The organism is Nissabacter sp. SGAir0207 (assembly GCF_005491205.1).
Taxonomy (GTDB): domain Bacteria; phylum Pseudomonadota; class Gammaproteobacteria; order Enterobacterales; family Enterobacteriaceae; genus Chimaeribacter.
In genome coordinates this window covers 902,242-917,392 of the sequence record NZ_CP028035.1, presented here as the reverse complement: position 1 = coordinate 917,392, position 15,151 = coordinate 902,242, and the positions used below count along the sequence as shown (strand labels likewise).

17 protein-coding genes and 1 riboswitch are annotated in these 15,151 nt (G+C 62.1%); of the genes, 9 read left to right on the top strand and 8 right to left on the bottom strand.

Annotated elements, in window-relative coordinates:
* Positions 1-241 precede the first annotated feature (241 nt).
* The 3 genes from yegS (at position 242) to gutQ (ending at position 3,001) form a co-directional block, all read left to right on the top strand.
* The gene (gene yegS, locus C1N62_RS04065; RefSeq protein WP_137762423.1) at positions 242-1,141 is read left to right on the top strand and encodes a lipid kinase YegS; all 900 of its coding nucleotides are present in this window, start codon (positions 242-244) and stop codon (positions 1,139-1,141) included.
* 93 nt (positions 1,142-1,234) lie between these two features.
* Positions 1,235-1,915 carry a GntR family transcriptional regulator gene (locus C1N62_RS04060; RefSeq protein ID WP_137762422.1) on the top strand — a complete coding sequence of 227 codons (681 nt, stop codon included), beginning with the start codon at positions 1,235-1,237 and terminating at the stop codon, positions 1,913-1,915.
* A gap of 108 nt (positions 1,916-2,023) precedes the next feature.
* Positions 2,024-3,001, top strand: a complete 978-nt coding sequence (gene gutQ, locus C1N62_RS04055; protein WP_137762421.1) for an arabinose-5-phosphate isomerase GutQ — start codon at positions 2,024-2,026, stop codon at positions 2,999-3,001.
* A 30-nt stretch (positions 3,002-3,031) separates the two neighbouring features.
* On the opposite strand, the gene thiD is transcribed toward gutQ, so the two are convergent.
* Complete coding sequence (gene thiD, locus C1N62_RS04050; RefSeq protein WP_137762420.1) at positions 3,032-3,832, bottom strand: bifunctional hydroxymethylpyrimidine kinase/phosphomethylpyrimidine kinase; 801 nt, start codon at positions 3,830-3,832, stop codon at positions 3,032-3,034.
* Positions 3,829-4,635, bottom strand: a complete 807-nt coding sequence (gene thiM, locus C1N62_RS04045) for a hydroxyethylthiazole kinase (RefSeq protein WP_137762419.1) — start codon at positions 4,633-4,635, stop codon at positions 3,829-3,831. Before thiM ends, thiD begins: the two co-directional genes overlap by 4 nt.
* Positions 4,636-4,672: 37 nt before the next feature.
* Positions 4,673-4,769: riboswitch (TPP riboswitch) on the bottom strand.
* 123 nt (positions 4,770-4,892) lie between these two features.
* Here thiM and C1N62_RS04040 point away from each other — a divergent pair.
* Entirely contained in the window at positions 4,893-5,819 is a 927-nt protein-coding gene (locus C1N62_RS04040) for a hypothetical protein (RefSeq protein WP_137762418.1), read from the top strand.
* 81 nt (positions 5,820-5,900) lie between these two features.
* Here the strand turns inward: C1N62_RS04040 and C1N62_RS23125 are convergent, their stop codons facing one another.
* Positions 5,901-6,041, bottom strand: a complete 141-nt coding sequence (locus C1N62_RS23125; RefSeq protein WP_168195802.1) for a hypothetical protein — start codon at positions 6,039-6,041, stop codon at positions 5,901-5,903.
* A gap of 219 nt (positions 6,042-6,260) precedes the next feature.
* On the opposite strand from C1N62_RS23125, the gene C1N62_RS04035 reads away from it, so the two are divergent.
* Positions 6,261-6,689, top strand: a complete 429-nt coding sequence (locus tag C1N62_RS04035) for a GNAT family N-acetyltransferase (RefSeq protein WP_137762417.1) — start codon at positions 6,261-6,263, stop codon at positions 6,687-6,689.
* A gap of 257 nt (positions 6,690-6,946) precedes the next feature.
* Here the strand turns inward: C1N62_RS04035 and C1N62_RS04030 are convergent, their stop codons facing one another.
* From C1N62_RS04030 to guaB, 4 genes are all read right to left on the bottom strand, one after another.
* On the bottom strand, positions 6,947-7,177 hold the full coding sequence (locus C1N62_RS04030; protein ID WP_137762416.1) for a hypothetical protein: 231 nt from the start codon (positions 7,175-7,177) through the stop codon (positions 6,947-6,949).
* A 137-nt stretch (positions 7,178-7,314) separates the two neighbouring features.
* Positions 7,315-7,596 (bottom strand): anti-adapter protein IraP, encoded by a 282-nt coding sequence (iraP, locus tag C1N62_RS04025; protein ID WP_137762415.1) that lies wholly within the window; start codon positions 7,594-7,596, stop codon positions 7,315-7,317.
* Positions 7,597-7,791: 195 nt separating this feature from the next.
* On the bottom strand, positions 7,792-9,369 hold the full coding sequence (gene guaA / locus C1N62_RS04020) for a glutamine-hydrolyzing GMP synthase (RefSeq protein WP_137762414.1): 1,578 nt from the start codon (positions 9,367-9,369) through the stop codon (positions 7,792-7,794).
* 66 nt (positions 9,370-9,435) lie between these two features.
* Positions 9,436-10,899, bottom strand: coding sequence for an IMP dehydrogenase (gene guaB, locus C1N62_RS04015; protein ID WP_137762413.1), 1,464 nt, complete (start codon positions 10,897-10,899; stop codon positions 9,436-9,438).
* Positions 10,900-11,069: 170 nt separating this feature from the next.
* Between guaB and xseA the strand changes: the two genes are divergently transcribed.
* The 3 genes from xseA (at position 11,070) to C1N62_RS03995 (ending at position 13,967) form a co-directional block, all read left to right on the top strand.
* A complete protein-coding gene (gene xseA, locus C1N62_RS04005; RefSeq protein ID WP_137762411.1) occupies positions 11,070-12,446 on the top strand; it encodes an exodeoxyribonuclease VII large subunit in 1,377 nt (458 codons plus the stop codon).
* Between the two features lie 127 nt (positions 12,447-12,573).
* Complete coding sequence (locus C1N62_RS04000; RefSeq protein WP_137762410.1) at positions 12,574-13,608, top strand: M4 family metallopeptidase; 1,035 nt, start codon at positions 12,574-12,576, stop codon at positions 13,606-13,608.
* Positions 13,608-13,967, top strand: a complete 360-nt coding sequence (locus C1N62_RS03995; RefSeq protein ID WP_137762409.1) for a protealysin inhibitor emfourin — start codon at positions 13,608-13,610, stop codon at positions 13,965-13,967. The genes C1N62_RS04000 and C1N62_RS03995 overlap by 1 nt, the downstream gene beginning before the upstream one ends.
* Here the strand turns inward: C1N62_RS03995 and C1N62_RS03990 are convergent.
* Positions 13,964-14,191 (bottom strand): zinc ribbon domain-containing protein, encoded by a 228-nt coding sequence (locus C1N62_RS03990; protein WP_137764893.1) that lies wholly within the window; start codon positions 14,189-14,191, stop codon positions 13,964-13,966. The two genes, C1N62_RS03995 and C1N62_RS03990, sit on opposite strands and share 4 nt — an antisense overlap.
* A 126-nt stretch (positions 14,192-14,317) precedes the next feature.
* On the opposite strand from C1N62_RS03990, the gene C1N62_RS03985 reads away from it, so the two are divergent.
* Positions 14,318-15,151: an MBL fold metallo-hydrolase gene (locus tag C1N62_RS03985; RefSeq protein WP_137762408.1), complete on the top strand. Its 834-nt coding sequence runs from the start codon at positions 14,318-14,320 to the stop codon at positions 15,149-15,151.

Sequence of the window (15,151 nt, the reverse complement as noted above, 5' to 3'; positions counted from 1 at the left end):
AAACCATTCCCTTTCATTGCCCACCGGCGTTTATTATTTCCACACGTTTGCTGGCAGGGAAAATAAGCGGCCTGATTTTCCGCCCTTTTTATCTGCCCTCCTTTTTCTGCCGCTGCGCTAAGATTTATCTGCATTGCCTGCGGCCGCCCATTGCCAGTACCGGCGCCAGGGCGTTTTGGTTTATCTTATACTCAATGTTGGGCGACCCTGCCCGCTGTACGCTTATTGCCGGGAGTATGCAATGTTTGAATCATCAGTCCATGTACTGATCCTTAATGGAAAAGGGGCGGGAAATGAGGATCTCCGCCAGGCGGTCACGGCCCTGCGCCAGGATGGCGTGACCCTGCACGTACGCGTCACCTGGGAGCACGGCGATGCCGGGCGTTACGTCGAGGAGGCGGTGGCGCTGCGCGCCGCGACGGTGATTGCTGGCGGCGGCGACGGCACCATCAACGAGGTGGCCACCGCGCTCTGTCTGGCCCCCGACGACCAGCGGCCAGCGCTCGGCATCGTGCCGCTCGGCACCGCCAATGACTTCGCCACTGCCTGCAATATCCCTGACAATCTGGAGCTGGCGCTGCAACTGGCGATCAAGGGCCACGCCTACCCCATCGATCTGGCGCGGGTGAACCGTGAGCGCTACTTCATCAATATGGCGACCGGCGGCTTCGGCACCCGCATCACCACCGAGACGCCGGAGCGGCTGAAATCGGCGCTCGGCGGCGTCTCTTATCTGCTACACGGCCTGATGCGCATGGATACGCTGAAAGCGGATCGTTGCGCCATCACTGGCCCGGACTTCCAGTGGGAGGGCGACGCGCTGGTGATTGGCATCGGCAACGGCAAGCAGGCCGGTGGCGGGCAGGCGCTCTGCCCAGAAGCGCTGATCAATGACGGCCTGCTGCAACTGCGGCTGTTCACCTCCGAAGAGCTGGTGCCAGCGTTCCTGCGCAGCATCGTCAGCGGCGAGGAGAACCCGAATGTGATCTCCGCGGCGCTGCCGTGGCTGGAGATTCAGGCCCCGAATGAGATGACCTTCAACCTGGATGGCGAGCCGCTGAGCGATACCCACTTCCGTATTGAGCTGCTGCCAGCGGCCCTGAGCTGCCGCCTGCCGCCCAACTGCACCCTGCTGGGGTAAGCCGCCGTCGGCCCGCCGGGCCGCCGTCGTTAACCGCGCCGCCCACTCATGCTACACTGGCGGCCATCGTCTTTTGGTGAGCTGCCCTGCCCTATGCCTTCAGAACTGTTACATAATGTCCCGGTCAACCAGCAGATCTACCGCCTGTTGCGCCGGGAGATCGTTGACTGCACCATTGCCCCCGGCACCCTGCTGTCGGAGAAGGAGATCTCGCTGCGCTTTAGCGTGTCACGCCAGCCGGTGCGGGAGGCCTTTATCAAGCTGGCCGAGGCCGGGCTGGTGCAGATCCTGCCGCAGCGCGGCACCTTTGTGATGAAAATCTCCGCCAAGCAGGTGGCGGACGCGCGCTTCATCCGTCAGGCGCTGGAGTGCGCCGTGGTACGCCGCGCCGCCGCGATGGTGACCGATGAGCAGATCCGGCAGTTGGAGCACAATCTGGAGCGGCAGAAGCTGGCCGCCGCCAGCCAGCAGACGCGCGAGTTTTTGGCGCTGGATGACCAGTTCCACCAGCTGCTGACGCGCATCGCCAACTGTGAGCTGGCGTGGGAGACCATCGAGTCGATCAAGGCGACGATGGACCGGGTGCGCTTCCTGAGCCTGAGTGAGGTCTCGCCGCCGGAGAGCCTGCTGGCCCAGCACCAGCAGATCGCCGACGCCCTGAAGGCACGCGACGCCGACCGCGCCGAGGCCGCCATCCGTTTGCACCTCCAGGAGTTGATCTACTCCATCACGCCGATTGCCGAACAGAACAGCGACTGGTTCGAGGCGAGCTGATGCCCTGCCCGGCGCAGGCCGCCGGGCGTAAAATCTAACCCCGATCACAGTTTATCTGGCCGCCATCGCCCAGGATAAGGCCCTTTTTAGCCGACAGGAACCGTTGCAATGTCATACCCCTCCCCCCACCCGTTGCTGGATTTTGCCCGTGAGACGTTGGAGATAGAGCTGGCCGAGGCGCAGCGCCTGCTGGCGCGGCTGGATGGCCAGTTCGTCCAAGCCTGTGAACTGCTGCTCGCCTGCCGCGGCAAGGCGGTGGTCTCCGGCATCGGCAAGTCCGGCCACATTGGCAAGAAGATCGCCGCCTCGCTCGCCAGCACCGGCACGCCGGCCTTTTTCGTCCACCCGGCGGAGGCGCTGCATGGCGATCTCGGCATGATTGGCGAGGAGGATGTGATGATCTTTATCTCCTACTCCGGCCGCGCCAAGGAGCTGGATCTGATCCTGCCGCTGCTGGCCGAGAGCCGCATCCCGGTGATTGCCATTACCGGCGGGTTGGCCTCGCCGCTGGCGCAACAGGCGGCGTGCGTGCTGGACATCAGCGTGGAGCGTGAGGCCTGCCCAATGGGGCTGGCGCCCACCTCCAGCGCGGTCAATACCCTGATGATGGGCGACGCGCTGGCGATGGCCCTGATGCGCCAGCGCGGTTTCGGCGCGGAGGATTTCGCCCGCTCCCACCCCGGCGGCAGTCTGGGCGCGCGCCTGCTCAACCGGGTGCACCACCTGATGCGTACCGATGAGCGCATTCCGCAGGTGAGCGAGGGGGCGACGGTGATGGACGCGATGCTGGAGCTGAGCCGCACCGGGCTGGGGCTGGTGGCGGTGTGTGACGCCGCGCACCGGGTGCTGGGGGTGTTTACCGATGGCGATTTGCGTCGCTGGCTGGTGGCTGGCCATGCGCTGCAAGATCCGCTGTGGCCCGCGGTCACCCGTCCCGGCTTCCTGCTGCCCGCGCAGTGGCGCGCCGGTGAGGCGCTGGAGGCGCTGCACGCCAACCACCTGAGCGCTGCCCCGGTGGTGGACGTCAACGGCACGCTGGTGGGCGCGCTGAACCTGCATGACCTGCATCAGGCCGGTATCGGCTGAACACCGGCCTGATGCGCAGTCAGGCCGCGCTTACCACCAGTGGTGGAAGTGGTGCACCGGGCCGATGCCGCTGCCCACCTCCAGGCTGTCGGCCTGTTCCAGCGCCCGTTGCAGGTAGGCCTTTGCCAGCGGGACAGTATCCACCCAGCCGGTATGGCGCGGGCGCAACGCCGCCAGCGCCGCCGACAGGGTGCAGCCGGTGCCGTGGGTATGGCGCGTCGCTACCCGCGGCGCGCTGAAGCGCCACTCGCCGTCGCGGGTGAACAGCCAGTCTGGGCTCTCCTGCTCGCTCAAGTGGCCGCCCTTCATCAGCACCGCCTGACAGCCCAGTTCCAGCAACCCGCGCCCCTGCTGGCGCATCTCCTGCTCATTGCGAGCCTGATCGCAGGCCAGCAGCGCCGCCGCCTCCGGCAGGTTCGGCGTGATTAACGAGACCTGCGGCAACAGGCAGCGGCGGATCGCCTCCACCGCCTCCGGCGCCAGCAAGGGATCACCGCTCTTCGCCAGCATCACCGTATCCAGCACCACGTGCGGCACCTGGTAGTGCGCCAGCCGCTCCGCCACCGCCTCCACGATGTCACTGTTAGCCAGCATACCGATTTTCGCGCTGTCGATGCGCACGTCGCTGAGCACCGAGTCGAGCTGCGCCGCCACAAAACCAGGTTCGATACGGTAGACCGACTGCACGCCGTGGGTATTCTGCGCCACCAGCGCGGTGATGACGCTGGTGCCATAGGCACCCAGCGCGGAGAAGGCTTTCAGGTCAGCCTGGATGCCCGCGCCGCCGCTTGGGTCGGTGCCTGCGATGGTCAGGGCGTTAATGCGGGTCATGGGCGCGCCTCCCCAACCTGTTGCCACAGCGCATCCAGCAGGTGCGGCAGTAGCGTACCCGGCCCGGCGGCCTGCGCGGCCGCCCGCTCCCCGGCGCGCGCCATCAGCGCACAGGCGGCCGCGACATGATCCAACCGCCGCCCCTCCAGTGCAGTAAAGCCCGCCACCAGCGCCGACAGCGCACAGCCGGTGCCCACCACTCGCGTCAACAGCGCATCGCCCCCCGCCACCGCCCACGTCTGGCGGCCATCGGTGATGTAATCCACCGCCCCGGTTACCGCCACGATCGCACCGCACTGCTGCGCCAGCGCCTGCGCCGCCGGTAGCGCCCGCAGCGAGTCGTCGCCGCTGTCTACGCCGCGCCCCAACGCTGGCTGGCCCGCCAGCGCCAGTATCTCCGAGGCATTGGCGCGGATCGCCGCCGGGCGCAGGTCAAGCAGCCGGCGGGCAAAGTCCGTGCGGTAGGTGAGCGCGCCGACCGCCACCGGATCGAGCGTCCAGGGCGTACCGGCAGCGTTGGCGCTGTCGATGGCCGCCAACATGCTCTCCGCGCGGGCGTGGTTCAACGTACCGAGGTTGATTAGCAGCGCATCAGCCAGCGCGCTGAACTGCGCCGCCTCCTGTGGCTCCACCACCATCGCGGGCGATGCGCCGACGGCCAGCAGCAGATTGGCGGTAACGGACTGCACCACCTCATTGGTCAGACAGTGCACCAACGGCGCACGGCGCGACAGCGCGCGCCACGAGGCATCAGCAAGATCGGCGGGCAGCGCCAACAGGGTGGGATCGGTAGGGGACAGCATGGGCATTCTCCTTACCGGCGTGAAAGAAGGGGGTGCCGGCAAGGCATCCTGACTTCCCTACGCTGGCATTATCCAGTTCAGGTAATACGGGTATTTCTCAGCCTTCACCAGGAAGGGCACCCCGAGTCATTGGTCGCTGTATTACAGCGCGTCCAGCATAAGCAACCCACCGGTAAGTTGCAAATAACTTCGGGGGCTTATGATTAGCATAATTATATTTTGCGTTATTTTTAATCTGAAATACGTTGATTCAAATTATGACAAATCCCAAACGGAAGGAATATTTTTTACCTTTTCTGATATTAAGGGATAAATTAATGCGTGGTGAAATAACGTATCAAGGTGAAATAGTCGGGCCTGAATTAGCGCAGCAGCTGCTATCTTATAATACCCATAACCGGATGCTCTCCGAATCGCATATTGAGACACTGGCAGATTTAATGAAGCGCGGGCTATGGAAAAGGAACGCCCAACCGGTTCAATTTATTGGCACACCTGATAACCCTATTCGCTGTATTGATGGGCAGCATCGTCTCCATGCAATTGTCAAAGCTGGCGTAGACGTCTATATGACGTTGGCATTCAATGTGCCAGAAGAGTCTGCTGACACCATTGATAATGGCAAGCGCCGTACGCACGGTGATCACATCTTTTTCCGCGTACCGGGCATTAAACCTGGGCCGGCGAAAGAGATTGGCGTCATTGTGCCTACCCTCATCATTTACGAACGCCCCACCATTGTGCAGTGGTGCCAGAGCGGCCAACTGGCCATGAAAGGTGCCTCTTCAGCAGAGGTGGTCAATTATGTACAGAAGCACAAAGAGGAGTTGTTGGCCGCCTACGAGTGGGTGGATAAACACTGTTTCCCTACCCATAAATCACTCCGTTCCCGTTCAGAGATGATGCTTATTCGAGTATTAACCCGACGGGTGGATCCCGCAGCCTCAGACAGCTTCTGCTCTCAAATCTACGGGGACGTCAATTTGCAGCCTGAGACCATCGAGAAGGTCATATATTCATGGCTGCTTGATATGATGATGAAAGAGGAAGAGAAACATACAACACCACATATACGCTACACTATGGCTAAGGCGTGGAATAAAATCCGATCCGGTAATAATAAGAATATTAAATTACGACACCTGATCTATAAAAAGGGCGAGCCTGCCCAACGGTTCAAATGAGCCTATCACCTTCCTTAAAGAGAGAAGGCATTTCCCTTTTTACCTATTTTCTTTGCCCCTATAAAAGCGCCCGGCGGGCGCTTAGGGTTTGGCTTTTTTCTTCTTCCCTTTGTCAGGGGTTTTGATGGTCTCGGTGACGGTGGTTTTTGGCCGCCGCTTGGCCTCTTCCGGATCAACGAACTGGCCGGTCTCGGTGTCACGCACTACTTTACGCTCGTCCATAATGGCCTCACTGTGCAGGATGGTAAGCTAAGGCTATTGCCCTGCCCCCTTCCCCGCAAGCCCGCGCGGCTCACAACGTGTGATTTATCTATTTATAATCAATAAATTATCTGCATTTATCCACTCAGCGTGTCAGGCGGGTGCATGAAGGCGCTGGCGGCGTGTACTACGCTGAAGATAGCCCAAGGGCTTCTGGTTCACGTCACACAAGGAGTTTTGATGATCATTCGCCCCTATCAGGAGGCAGACCGCCCCTTCCTGCGCACCCTCTATCTCGCGGCCCGCAAGCAGGCCTGGCCCTGGCTGGAGAGCCACGACTGGCGGCTGGAGGATTTTGACCGGGCCGTGCTGGGCGAGACGGTATTGGTGGCGGAGCACGAGGGGCGTCCGGTGGGGTTTGCCTCACTGTTTGAGGCCGAGAACTTCCTGCATAACCTGTTCGTCGCCCCAGAGGCACAGGGGCAAGGGGCCGGGCTGGCGCTGCTCCAGGCGGCGCAGGAGACTTTTACCAGTACGGGCGCGTTGAAGTGTCTGGTGCGCAACACTGACGCGTTGGCGTTCTACTGTCGGCATGGCTGGCATAAGGTGAGCCGTGGTACGGCACCGAATGGGGAGTATTTTCTGCTGCACTACCCTGTGACGCGCTAAAGGCGCAGGCGGGGTCAGGACGTGATACGGCAGGTTTTCCGGGAGGATGGCCTGAATCGAAAAACCTGCCGCATCGTGGGTTGCTGAATAATCATCTGGGGAGCGGCTGGCCGGTCACGGCTGGTGCCTAAAAACTCCCCCCTAAGCAGGGTCCCTTGCGGTGTCTGGCATAGTGTCAGGCGATGGCCTGCCCTATGTAATAAAACGTTTTCCTGGTATACGTTATCTTTTTTAGGGTTAATAAAACTATCCAATCCTCAACCTGATATATGACGTATTATCGGCTCCGGCGCCCGCTGTACCGGGTGTGACTCTTCGCTGGAGATGCTAATGATATTGCCACAGTGCACACAGTACTGAACCTTAATGATGGTGTTGCCACTCTGGCTATCCTTAATGCTTTTTACCTGGGTTTGATAATCCTCGCCACTTGCCAGACACTCAGGACAGACTTCATTGCTGTCTTCATCATTTGAATTTTCTTTCACATTCCCTCCACATTTTGTTAGCAAATACTAACAAGCCTAGCAGCGATTACAGATGATGTGAAACCCCCAAACCGGGCTGCAACCCCCGCCATGCCTGATTTTTAGGCGATTCAGCCGGTTATCCTACCGACTTCAGATTATTCGGATTTTGCTTTCACCAATTTGGGCAAAGTGAGCAAGCGGTTTAAGTGAGAGCGCAACAAAACGACATCCGATGACACGATTCCCTCAAAATCCGTCTCTGCCGAAACAATCGCTTGGTTAATTGTTTGCGAGACATTTTCCGCCAGCGCCCGGTCCACTGTCAGGATCAGGGCAGCCAACACCAGCGATTGTGCCTCGACCTGCGCCGTCAAATCTTTGGTTTCCACCTCGATTTTTGACATTTTGATCAGGACATCTGCAACCAGATTTTTCATCGTCACCTCACAATGGCTTATTAATTGACCCTAGCACCCTCCCCGTCCGGCCGGACGCGCCCTGTCCATCCATGAGGCATAGTTTGAGATTTTATGTGTTTGGTGAGGGTACAGATGAGAGGTGTGAGAAGTTGTGAGCAGTGGGCATAAAAAACCCCTGCCTGAGCAGGGGTTTTGGAGGGGGTCAGGCGGGGGTTATTCCCACTCAATCGTTGCCGGTGGTTTGCCGGAGATGTCGTAGACCACGCGGGAGATGCCGTTGACTTCGTTGATGATGCGGTTGGAGACGCGGCCAAGGAAGTCGTATGGCAGGTGCGCCCAGTGGGCGGTCATGAAGTCGATGGTCTCGACCGCACGCAGGGAGACAACCCAGTCATATTTGCGGCCGTCGCCCATTACGCCGACGGAGCGCACCGGCAGGAACACCGTGAAGGCCTGGCTGACCTTGTTGTAGAGGTCGGCTTTGTGCAGCTCTTCGATGAAGATGGCGTCCGCGCGGCGCAGCAGGTCGCAGTACTCCTTCTTCACTTCACCCAGCACGCGCACGCCGAGGCCTGGGCCTGGGAACGGGTGACGGTAGAGCATGTCGTACGGCAGGCCCAGCTCCAGGCCGATTTTGCGCACTTCGTCCTTGAACAGCTCTTTCAGCGGTTCAACCAGACCCAGCTTCATCTCTTTCGGCAGGCCGCCGACGTTGTGGTGCGACTTGATGACGTGCGCCTTGCCGGTGGCGGAGGCGGCGGACTCAATCACATCCGGGTAGATGGTGCCCTGCGCCAGCCACTTGAACTCTTCGTGCTTGCTCGCCTCTTCGTCGAACACCTCAACGAACACGCGGCCGATGGTCTTGCGCTTGGCCTCTGGGTCGTCAATGCCCGCCAGCGCCGACAGGAAGCGATCTTCCGCCGGTACGTGCACGATGTTCAGGCCGAAGTGGTCGCCGAACATCTCCAGCACCTGATCTGCCTCGTTCAGGCGCAGCAGGCCGTTGTCAACGAAGACGCAGGTCAGGCGGTCACCGATGGCGCGGTGCAGCAGCAGCGCGGTCACGGAGGAGTCCACGCCGCCGGAGAGGCCCAGAATCACCTGATCGTTGCCGATCTGCTGCTTCAGGCGTTCCACCGTATCCTCGATGATCGAGGCTGGCGTCCAGAGGGCCTCACAGCCGCAAATGTCCAGCACGAAACGCTCCAGCATACGCTGGCCCTGACGGGTGTGGGTCACTTCCGGGTGGAACTGTACGCCGTAGAAACGCTTCTCATCGTTCGCCATGATGGCAAACGGGCAGGTGTCGGTGCTGGCAACGGTAACGAAGTCGGACGGGATGGCGGTGACTTTGTCGCCGTGGCTCATCCAGACGTCCAGCAGCGGCTGGCCGGTCGGGCTAAGGGAGTCCTGGATGTCACGGATTAGCGCGCTCTGTGCCTGAATCTCCACCTGCGCGTAGCCGAACTCGCGCTCGTTGGAGCCTTCCACGTGGCCGCCCAGCTGCATCGCCATGGTCTGCATGCCATAGCAAATGCCGAACACCGGCACGCCAGCGTTGAAGACGTACTCTGGCGCGCGCGGGCTGTTCTCTGCCGTGGTGCTCTCCGGGCTGCCGGAGAGGATAATGCCGCTTGGGTTGAAGTCGCGGATCTGCGCTTCAGTGACGTCCCATGCCCACAGTTCACAATAGACGCCGATCTCACGGACGCGGCGCGCAACCAACTGGGTGTACTGAGAACCAAAATCCAGGATCAGGATACGATGCTTATGGATATTTTTTGACATGTGAGACGAGTTCCAAACAAGAAAAAGAAAATAGCAGGCGGCGGCCCCTGGCCGCCGCCGTGATCATCAGCCCATGCGGTAGTTCGGTGACTCTTTGGTGATGGTCACATCGTGCACGTGGCTCTCCTGGATGCCGGCGCCGCTGATGCGGACAAACTCGGCCTTGGTGCGCAGCGCCTCAATGGTCGGGCAACCGGTCAGGCCCATGCAGGAGCGCAGGCCGCCCATCTGCTGGTGGACAATCGCCTTCAGCATGCCTTTGTAGGCCACGCGACCCTCGATCCCTTCCGGCACCAGCTTGTCAGCGGCGTTGTCGGTCTGGAAGTAGCGGTCAGAGGAGCCTTTGGACATCGCGCCCAGTGAGCCCATGCCGCGATAGGATTTGAAGGAGCGGCCCTGATAGAGTTCGATCTCGCCCGGAGACTCTTCGGTACCAGCCAGCATCGAGCCGACCATCACGCAGGAGGCGCCCGCGGCCAATGCTTTCGCGATGTCGCCGGAGAAGCGGATGCCGCCGTCAGCGATTACCGGGATGCCGGTGCCTTCCAGCGCTTCCACTGCGTCCGCGATGGCGGTGATCTGCGGCACGCCCACGCCGGTCACGATGCGGGTGGTGCAGATGGAGCCGGGGCCGATGCCCACTTTCACGGCGCTGACGCCCGCTTCCACCAGCGCTTTCGCGCCCGCGGCGGTGGCGACGTTGCCGCCCACGATCTGCAGGTCAGGGTATTTGGCGCGGGTGTCACGGATGCGTTGCAGCACGCCTTCGGAGTGGCCGTGGGAGGAGTCAATCAGCAGCACGTCAACGCCTGCGGCGACCAGCGCGTCAACGCGCGCTTCGTTGCCCGGGCCTGCGCCGACGGCAGCGCCCACGCGCAGACGCCCATGCTCGTCTTTACAGGCGTTGGGTTTGCGCTCCGCTTTCTGGAAATCTTTTACGGTGATCATGCCGAGCAGGTGGAAGCTGTCATCCACCACCAGCGCTTTCTCAACGCGCTTCTCGTGCATCTTTTGCAGTACCACCTCGCGGGCCTCGCCCTCTTGCACCGTCACCAGACGCGCTTTCGGCGTCATCACGGCGGTCACCGGCTGGTCAAGGTCGGTCACGAAGCGCACGTCACGGCCAGTGATAATGCCCACTAGCTCGTTCTCTTCGGTCACTACCGGGTAGCCAGCGAAACCGTTGCGCGCGGTCAGCTCTTTCACCTGACGCAGGGTGGTGGACGGGGTCACGGTCTGCGGATCAGCAACCACGCCGCTCTCGTGCTTCTTCACCCGGCGGACTTCTTCAGCCTGGCGCTCGATCGGCATGTTCTTGTGGATGAACCCCAGACCGCCTTCCTGCGCAAGGGCGATGGCCAGACCGGACTCGGTCACGGTGTCCATAGCGGCAGAGAGCATGGGGATGTTCAGGCGGATTTTCGCCGTCAGTTGGGTGCTGAGATCGGCCGTGTTCGGCAGAACGGTGGAGTGAGCGGGAACGAGCAGAACGTCATCAAACGTCAGGGCTTCTTTTACGATACGTAGCATGGGCAATATCTCACCAGGGTGGGCTGCGAAAGGGATAAAATATTGCCGCGGCATTATACAGAGCGTAATCGATTGCCTCCAGCACTTTTTTCGGAAAAACCTTGATTACCCCCTTCAGCCATGTAGTATCGACCAATTAAGTGTCTGTTATAAAACTTGATCAAGATCACATGCCGAACTCTACTTCATCAGGAATTTTCACGGTTAGCCGCCTCAACCAGACGGTGCGACAACTGCTGGAGGGAGAGATGGGTCAGATCTGGCTCTCCGGCGAAATCTCCAACCTGTCACAGCCCGCTTCCGGCCACTGGTACTTCACGCTGAAGGATGACCGTGCCCAAGTGCGCTGCGCCATGTTCCGCAATGCCAACCGCCGCACCACCTTCCGCCCGCAGAACGGCCAACAGGTGCTGATGCGCGCCACCATCACCCTCTACGAGCCGCGTGGCGACTACCAGCTGATTGCCGAGAGTATGCAGCCCGCTGGCGAGGGGCTGTTGCAGCAGCGCTATGAGCAGCTGAAACAGGCGCTGGCGGACGAGGGGCTGTTCGATGCCCAGTTCAAGCAGCCCCTGCCCTCACCGGCGCGCTGCGTCGGGGTGATCACCTCCGCCAGCGGCGCGGCGCTGCACGATGTGTTGCAGGTGCTGAAACGGCGCGATCCGTCGCTGCCGGTCATCATCTACCCGACGCTGGTGCAAGGTGCCGACGCGCCAGCGATGATCGTGCGCGCCATTAAGACGGCCAACCGCCGCAACGAGTGTGACGTGCTGATTGTTGGGCGCGGCGGCGGCTCGCTGGAGGATCTCTGGAGCTTCAACGATGAGCGGGTGGCGCGCGCCATTTTTGCCAGCCGCATCCCGGTGGTGAGCGCCGTCGGCCACGAGACGGACGTCACCATCGCTGATTTTGTCGCTGACCTGCGCGCGCCGACCCCCTCCGCCGCCGCCGAGCTGATCAGCCGCAACCAGCTGGAGCTGCTGCGCCAGCTCCAGTCCCAGCAGCAGCGGCTGGAGATGGCGATGGACTACTTCCTCGCCCAGCAGTCGCGCCGCTTCACCCGCCTGCACCACCGCCTGCAACAGCAGCACCCGCAACTGCGGCTGTCGCGCCAGCAGACTGCGCTGTTCCGCCTGCGCCGCCGGCTGGACGAGGCGATGCAGCAGCATCTGCGCCAACTGCTGCGCCGGGCGGATCGCCTGCAACAGCGGCTGATGCAGCACCCGCCGCAGACCCGCATCCACCGCACCCAGCAGCGGGTGCAGGCGCTGCGCTACCGGCTGAATCAGGCACTGGCGCAGCAACTGGCCGAGCAGCGCCAGCGCTTCGCCACCGCCTGCACCCAGCTGGAGGCGGTCAGCCCGCTGGCGACGCTGGCGCGCGGCTACAGCGTTACCACCGCCCCCAGCGGCGAGGTGCTGAAGCAGGTGGCGCAGGCCACGCCGGGCGAACGGCTCACCACGCGGCTGGCCGATGGCTGGGTGGAGAGTGAAATCACCCAGGTCACGCCCCTCAAGCCCGCCCGCAAGCGCACGCCAAAATCCTGACCCTCGTGTCAGGATTGGGTAAATCCTCGCCGCCCCTTGTGCAAGGACTATACTGTTAATCAGGCGGTTATCACTGGCCGCCCCGCAGTATTCCGCCTGTCCAGGCATCTTTGACAAGGAGATTGGCATGAGCGACGGTCATTCCACCGTACGATACAGCGTAATTCCCCCCTACATCCTGCGACGCATTGTCGAGCACGGCACCGAGCCGCAGCGCACCCGCGCCCAGCAGACCCTGACCCACGTCCGCACCCTGATGGCAGAGCCATTCCCTCGTCAGGAGGTGGCGGATGTCGCCACGCCGGGCGAAGTGCAGCGCACGATCTATGACGCGCAACATGATACCGACCTGCCGGGGCAAGTGGTGCGCAGCGAGGGGCAGCCCGCCACCGACGATATCGCCGTGACAGAGGCCTATGACTACCTTGGCGTCACCTATGACTTCTTCTGGCAGGCGTACCGGCGCAACTCGCTGGATGGCAAGGGGCTGGTGCTGGCTGGCACCGTCCACTATGACAAGAATTACCAGAACGCCTTCTGGAACGGCGCGCAGATGGTGTTTGGCGACGGCGACGGGGAGATCTTCAACCGCTTCACCATCGCCATCGACGTGGTCGGCCACGAGCTGGCGCACGGCGTCACCGAGAGTGAGGCGGGGTTGATCTACTTCCAGCAGGCCGGTGCGCTGAATGAGTCGCTCTCCGATGTGTTCGGCTCGCTGGTGAAGCAGTTCCAGCGCCAGCAGAGCGCGGAACAGGCGGACTGGATCATCGGCGAGGGGCTGCTGGCGAAGGGGATCAATGGCAAGGGGCTGCGATCGATGTCGGCGCCGGGCACCGCCTATGACGATCCGCTGCTCGGCAAGGATCCGCAGCCCGCGCACATGAAGGAGTATATCCAGACGCGTGATGACAACGGTGGCGTCCACCTCAACTCCGGCATCCCGAACCGTGCCTTCTACCTGGCGGCGACCGCCCTCGGCGGCTTCGCCTGGGAGCGCGCTGGCTATGCCTGGTATGACACGGTGTGCGACAAAACCCTGCCGCAGGATGCTGACTTCGCCACCTTCGCCCAGTTTACCGTACGCCATGCCGGGCAGCGCTTTGATGATGCCACCGCCCAAGCGGTACAGGCGGCATGGGAGCAAGTGGGGGTGCTGTGATGAAACAGCTTTCAGAGCTGCGGCCAGACGCGGTGATTATCTTGGTACGGGAGGGGGGCTTCGCCTTCATCCCCAAACTGAGCGGGCCGCGCCGCATCTGCCTGTCAGAGGTCAGTGACGAGACGCGTGCGCGCCTGTGCCAGCTGATCAACCAACTGCTGCCCTACGCGGAGCAGCAACCCGGCCGCGCCGGCAGTGGCGACCAGCGCTACTTTCGGCTGGAGATCCACTTTACCTCGGCCAACTATCAGGACTGGGTGCTGGAGATCCCGGAGACGCGCACGCCGCAGGAGCTGATCCAGCTGTGGAAGTCAGGCGACCTGGATGGCGACGGCGTGCCGGATGAGCCGTCGCGCTAGCCCTTCTCTTTGATATAGCAGAACTTTACCCGCATCTTGGAGATCAGGCCGTGGCCGTTGGGACAGAAGTAGTCCACCGCGCCACAGGCCTTCAACACCTCCAGCGGCAGGCCGCACTCCGGGCAGGCCGCCTCCTGACGAAACTCCCCGTGCCCCTTCGGGCAGAGGTAGTGGCCGTTTTGCTCGCTCATCGCCTGTGCGCAGACAGGACAGGTTGCCATCATCATGCTCTCCTTTTGGCTCTCCCGCCGGCAGGCGCCGGCACCCTCCAGTGTAGCGCCTCTGCGGCGGCGGGCAACTTTCCCGGCTTGGCATACACTTAACCACTTACCCCCATGATAAGGAGCGCTATGCATATCCATCACCTCAACTGCGGCTGCATGTGCCCGCTGGGCGGCGCCTTTTTTGACGGGTTCAGCAAGGGGTTGACCGCGCAACTTACCTGCCACTGCCTGCTGCTGGAGACGGCGCAGCACGGGCTGGTGCTGGTGGATACCGGCTTTGGCCGCGCCGACATGGCCCATCCGCAGCAGCGCCTCTCCCCCTTCTTCCGCCTGCTGAACAACATTCGCTACCGCCAGCAGGACACCGCGCTGGCGCAAATCACGCAGCGCGGCTTCTCACCCCAGGATGTGCGCCACATCGTGCTGACCCATCTCGATTTTGACCACGCTGGCGGGCTGAGCGACTTCCCGCACGCCCAAGTGCATGTGCTGCAACAGGAGGCGGACGCCGCCCGCAACCGCCGCAACTGGCTGCGCCATGCGCGTTACCGCGACAGCCAGTGGGAGCAGGTGCGCCAGTGGCACTTCTACCAGCCGGGTGGCGAGGGGTGGAACGGCTTTGACGCGGTGCGCGGCCTGACCGGCCTGCCGCCGGAGGTGCTGCTGATCCCGCTGGCGGGCCACACCACCGGCCACGCCGGGGTGGCAATCCGTCAGGGCGACGGCTGGTTGCTGCACGCTGGTGACGCCTACTTCTACCGGGATGAGGTGGGCCAGCCGGAGCGCCACTGCACGCCCGGCCTGCGCTTCTACCAATGGATGATGGAGCAGGATCGCACCGCGCGCCGCCACAACCAGCAGCGGCTGCGGGCGCTCTCCTGCGACCCACAGGCCGGTGTACAGATGTTCTGTAGCCATGACGCCAAGGAGTTTGAGCGTCTGGCCCAGCGGGCGCCCTGA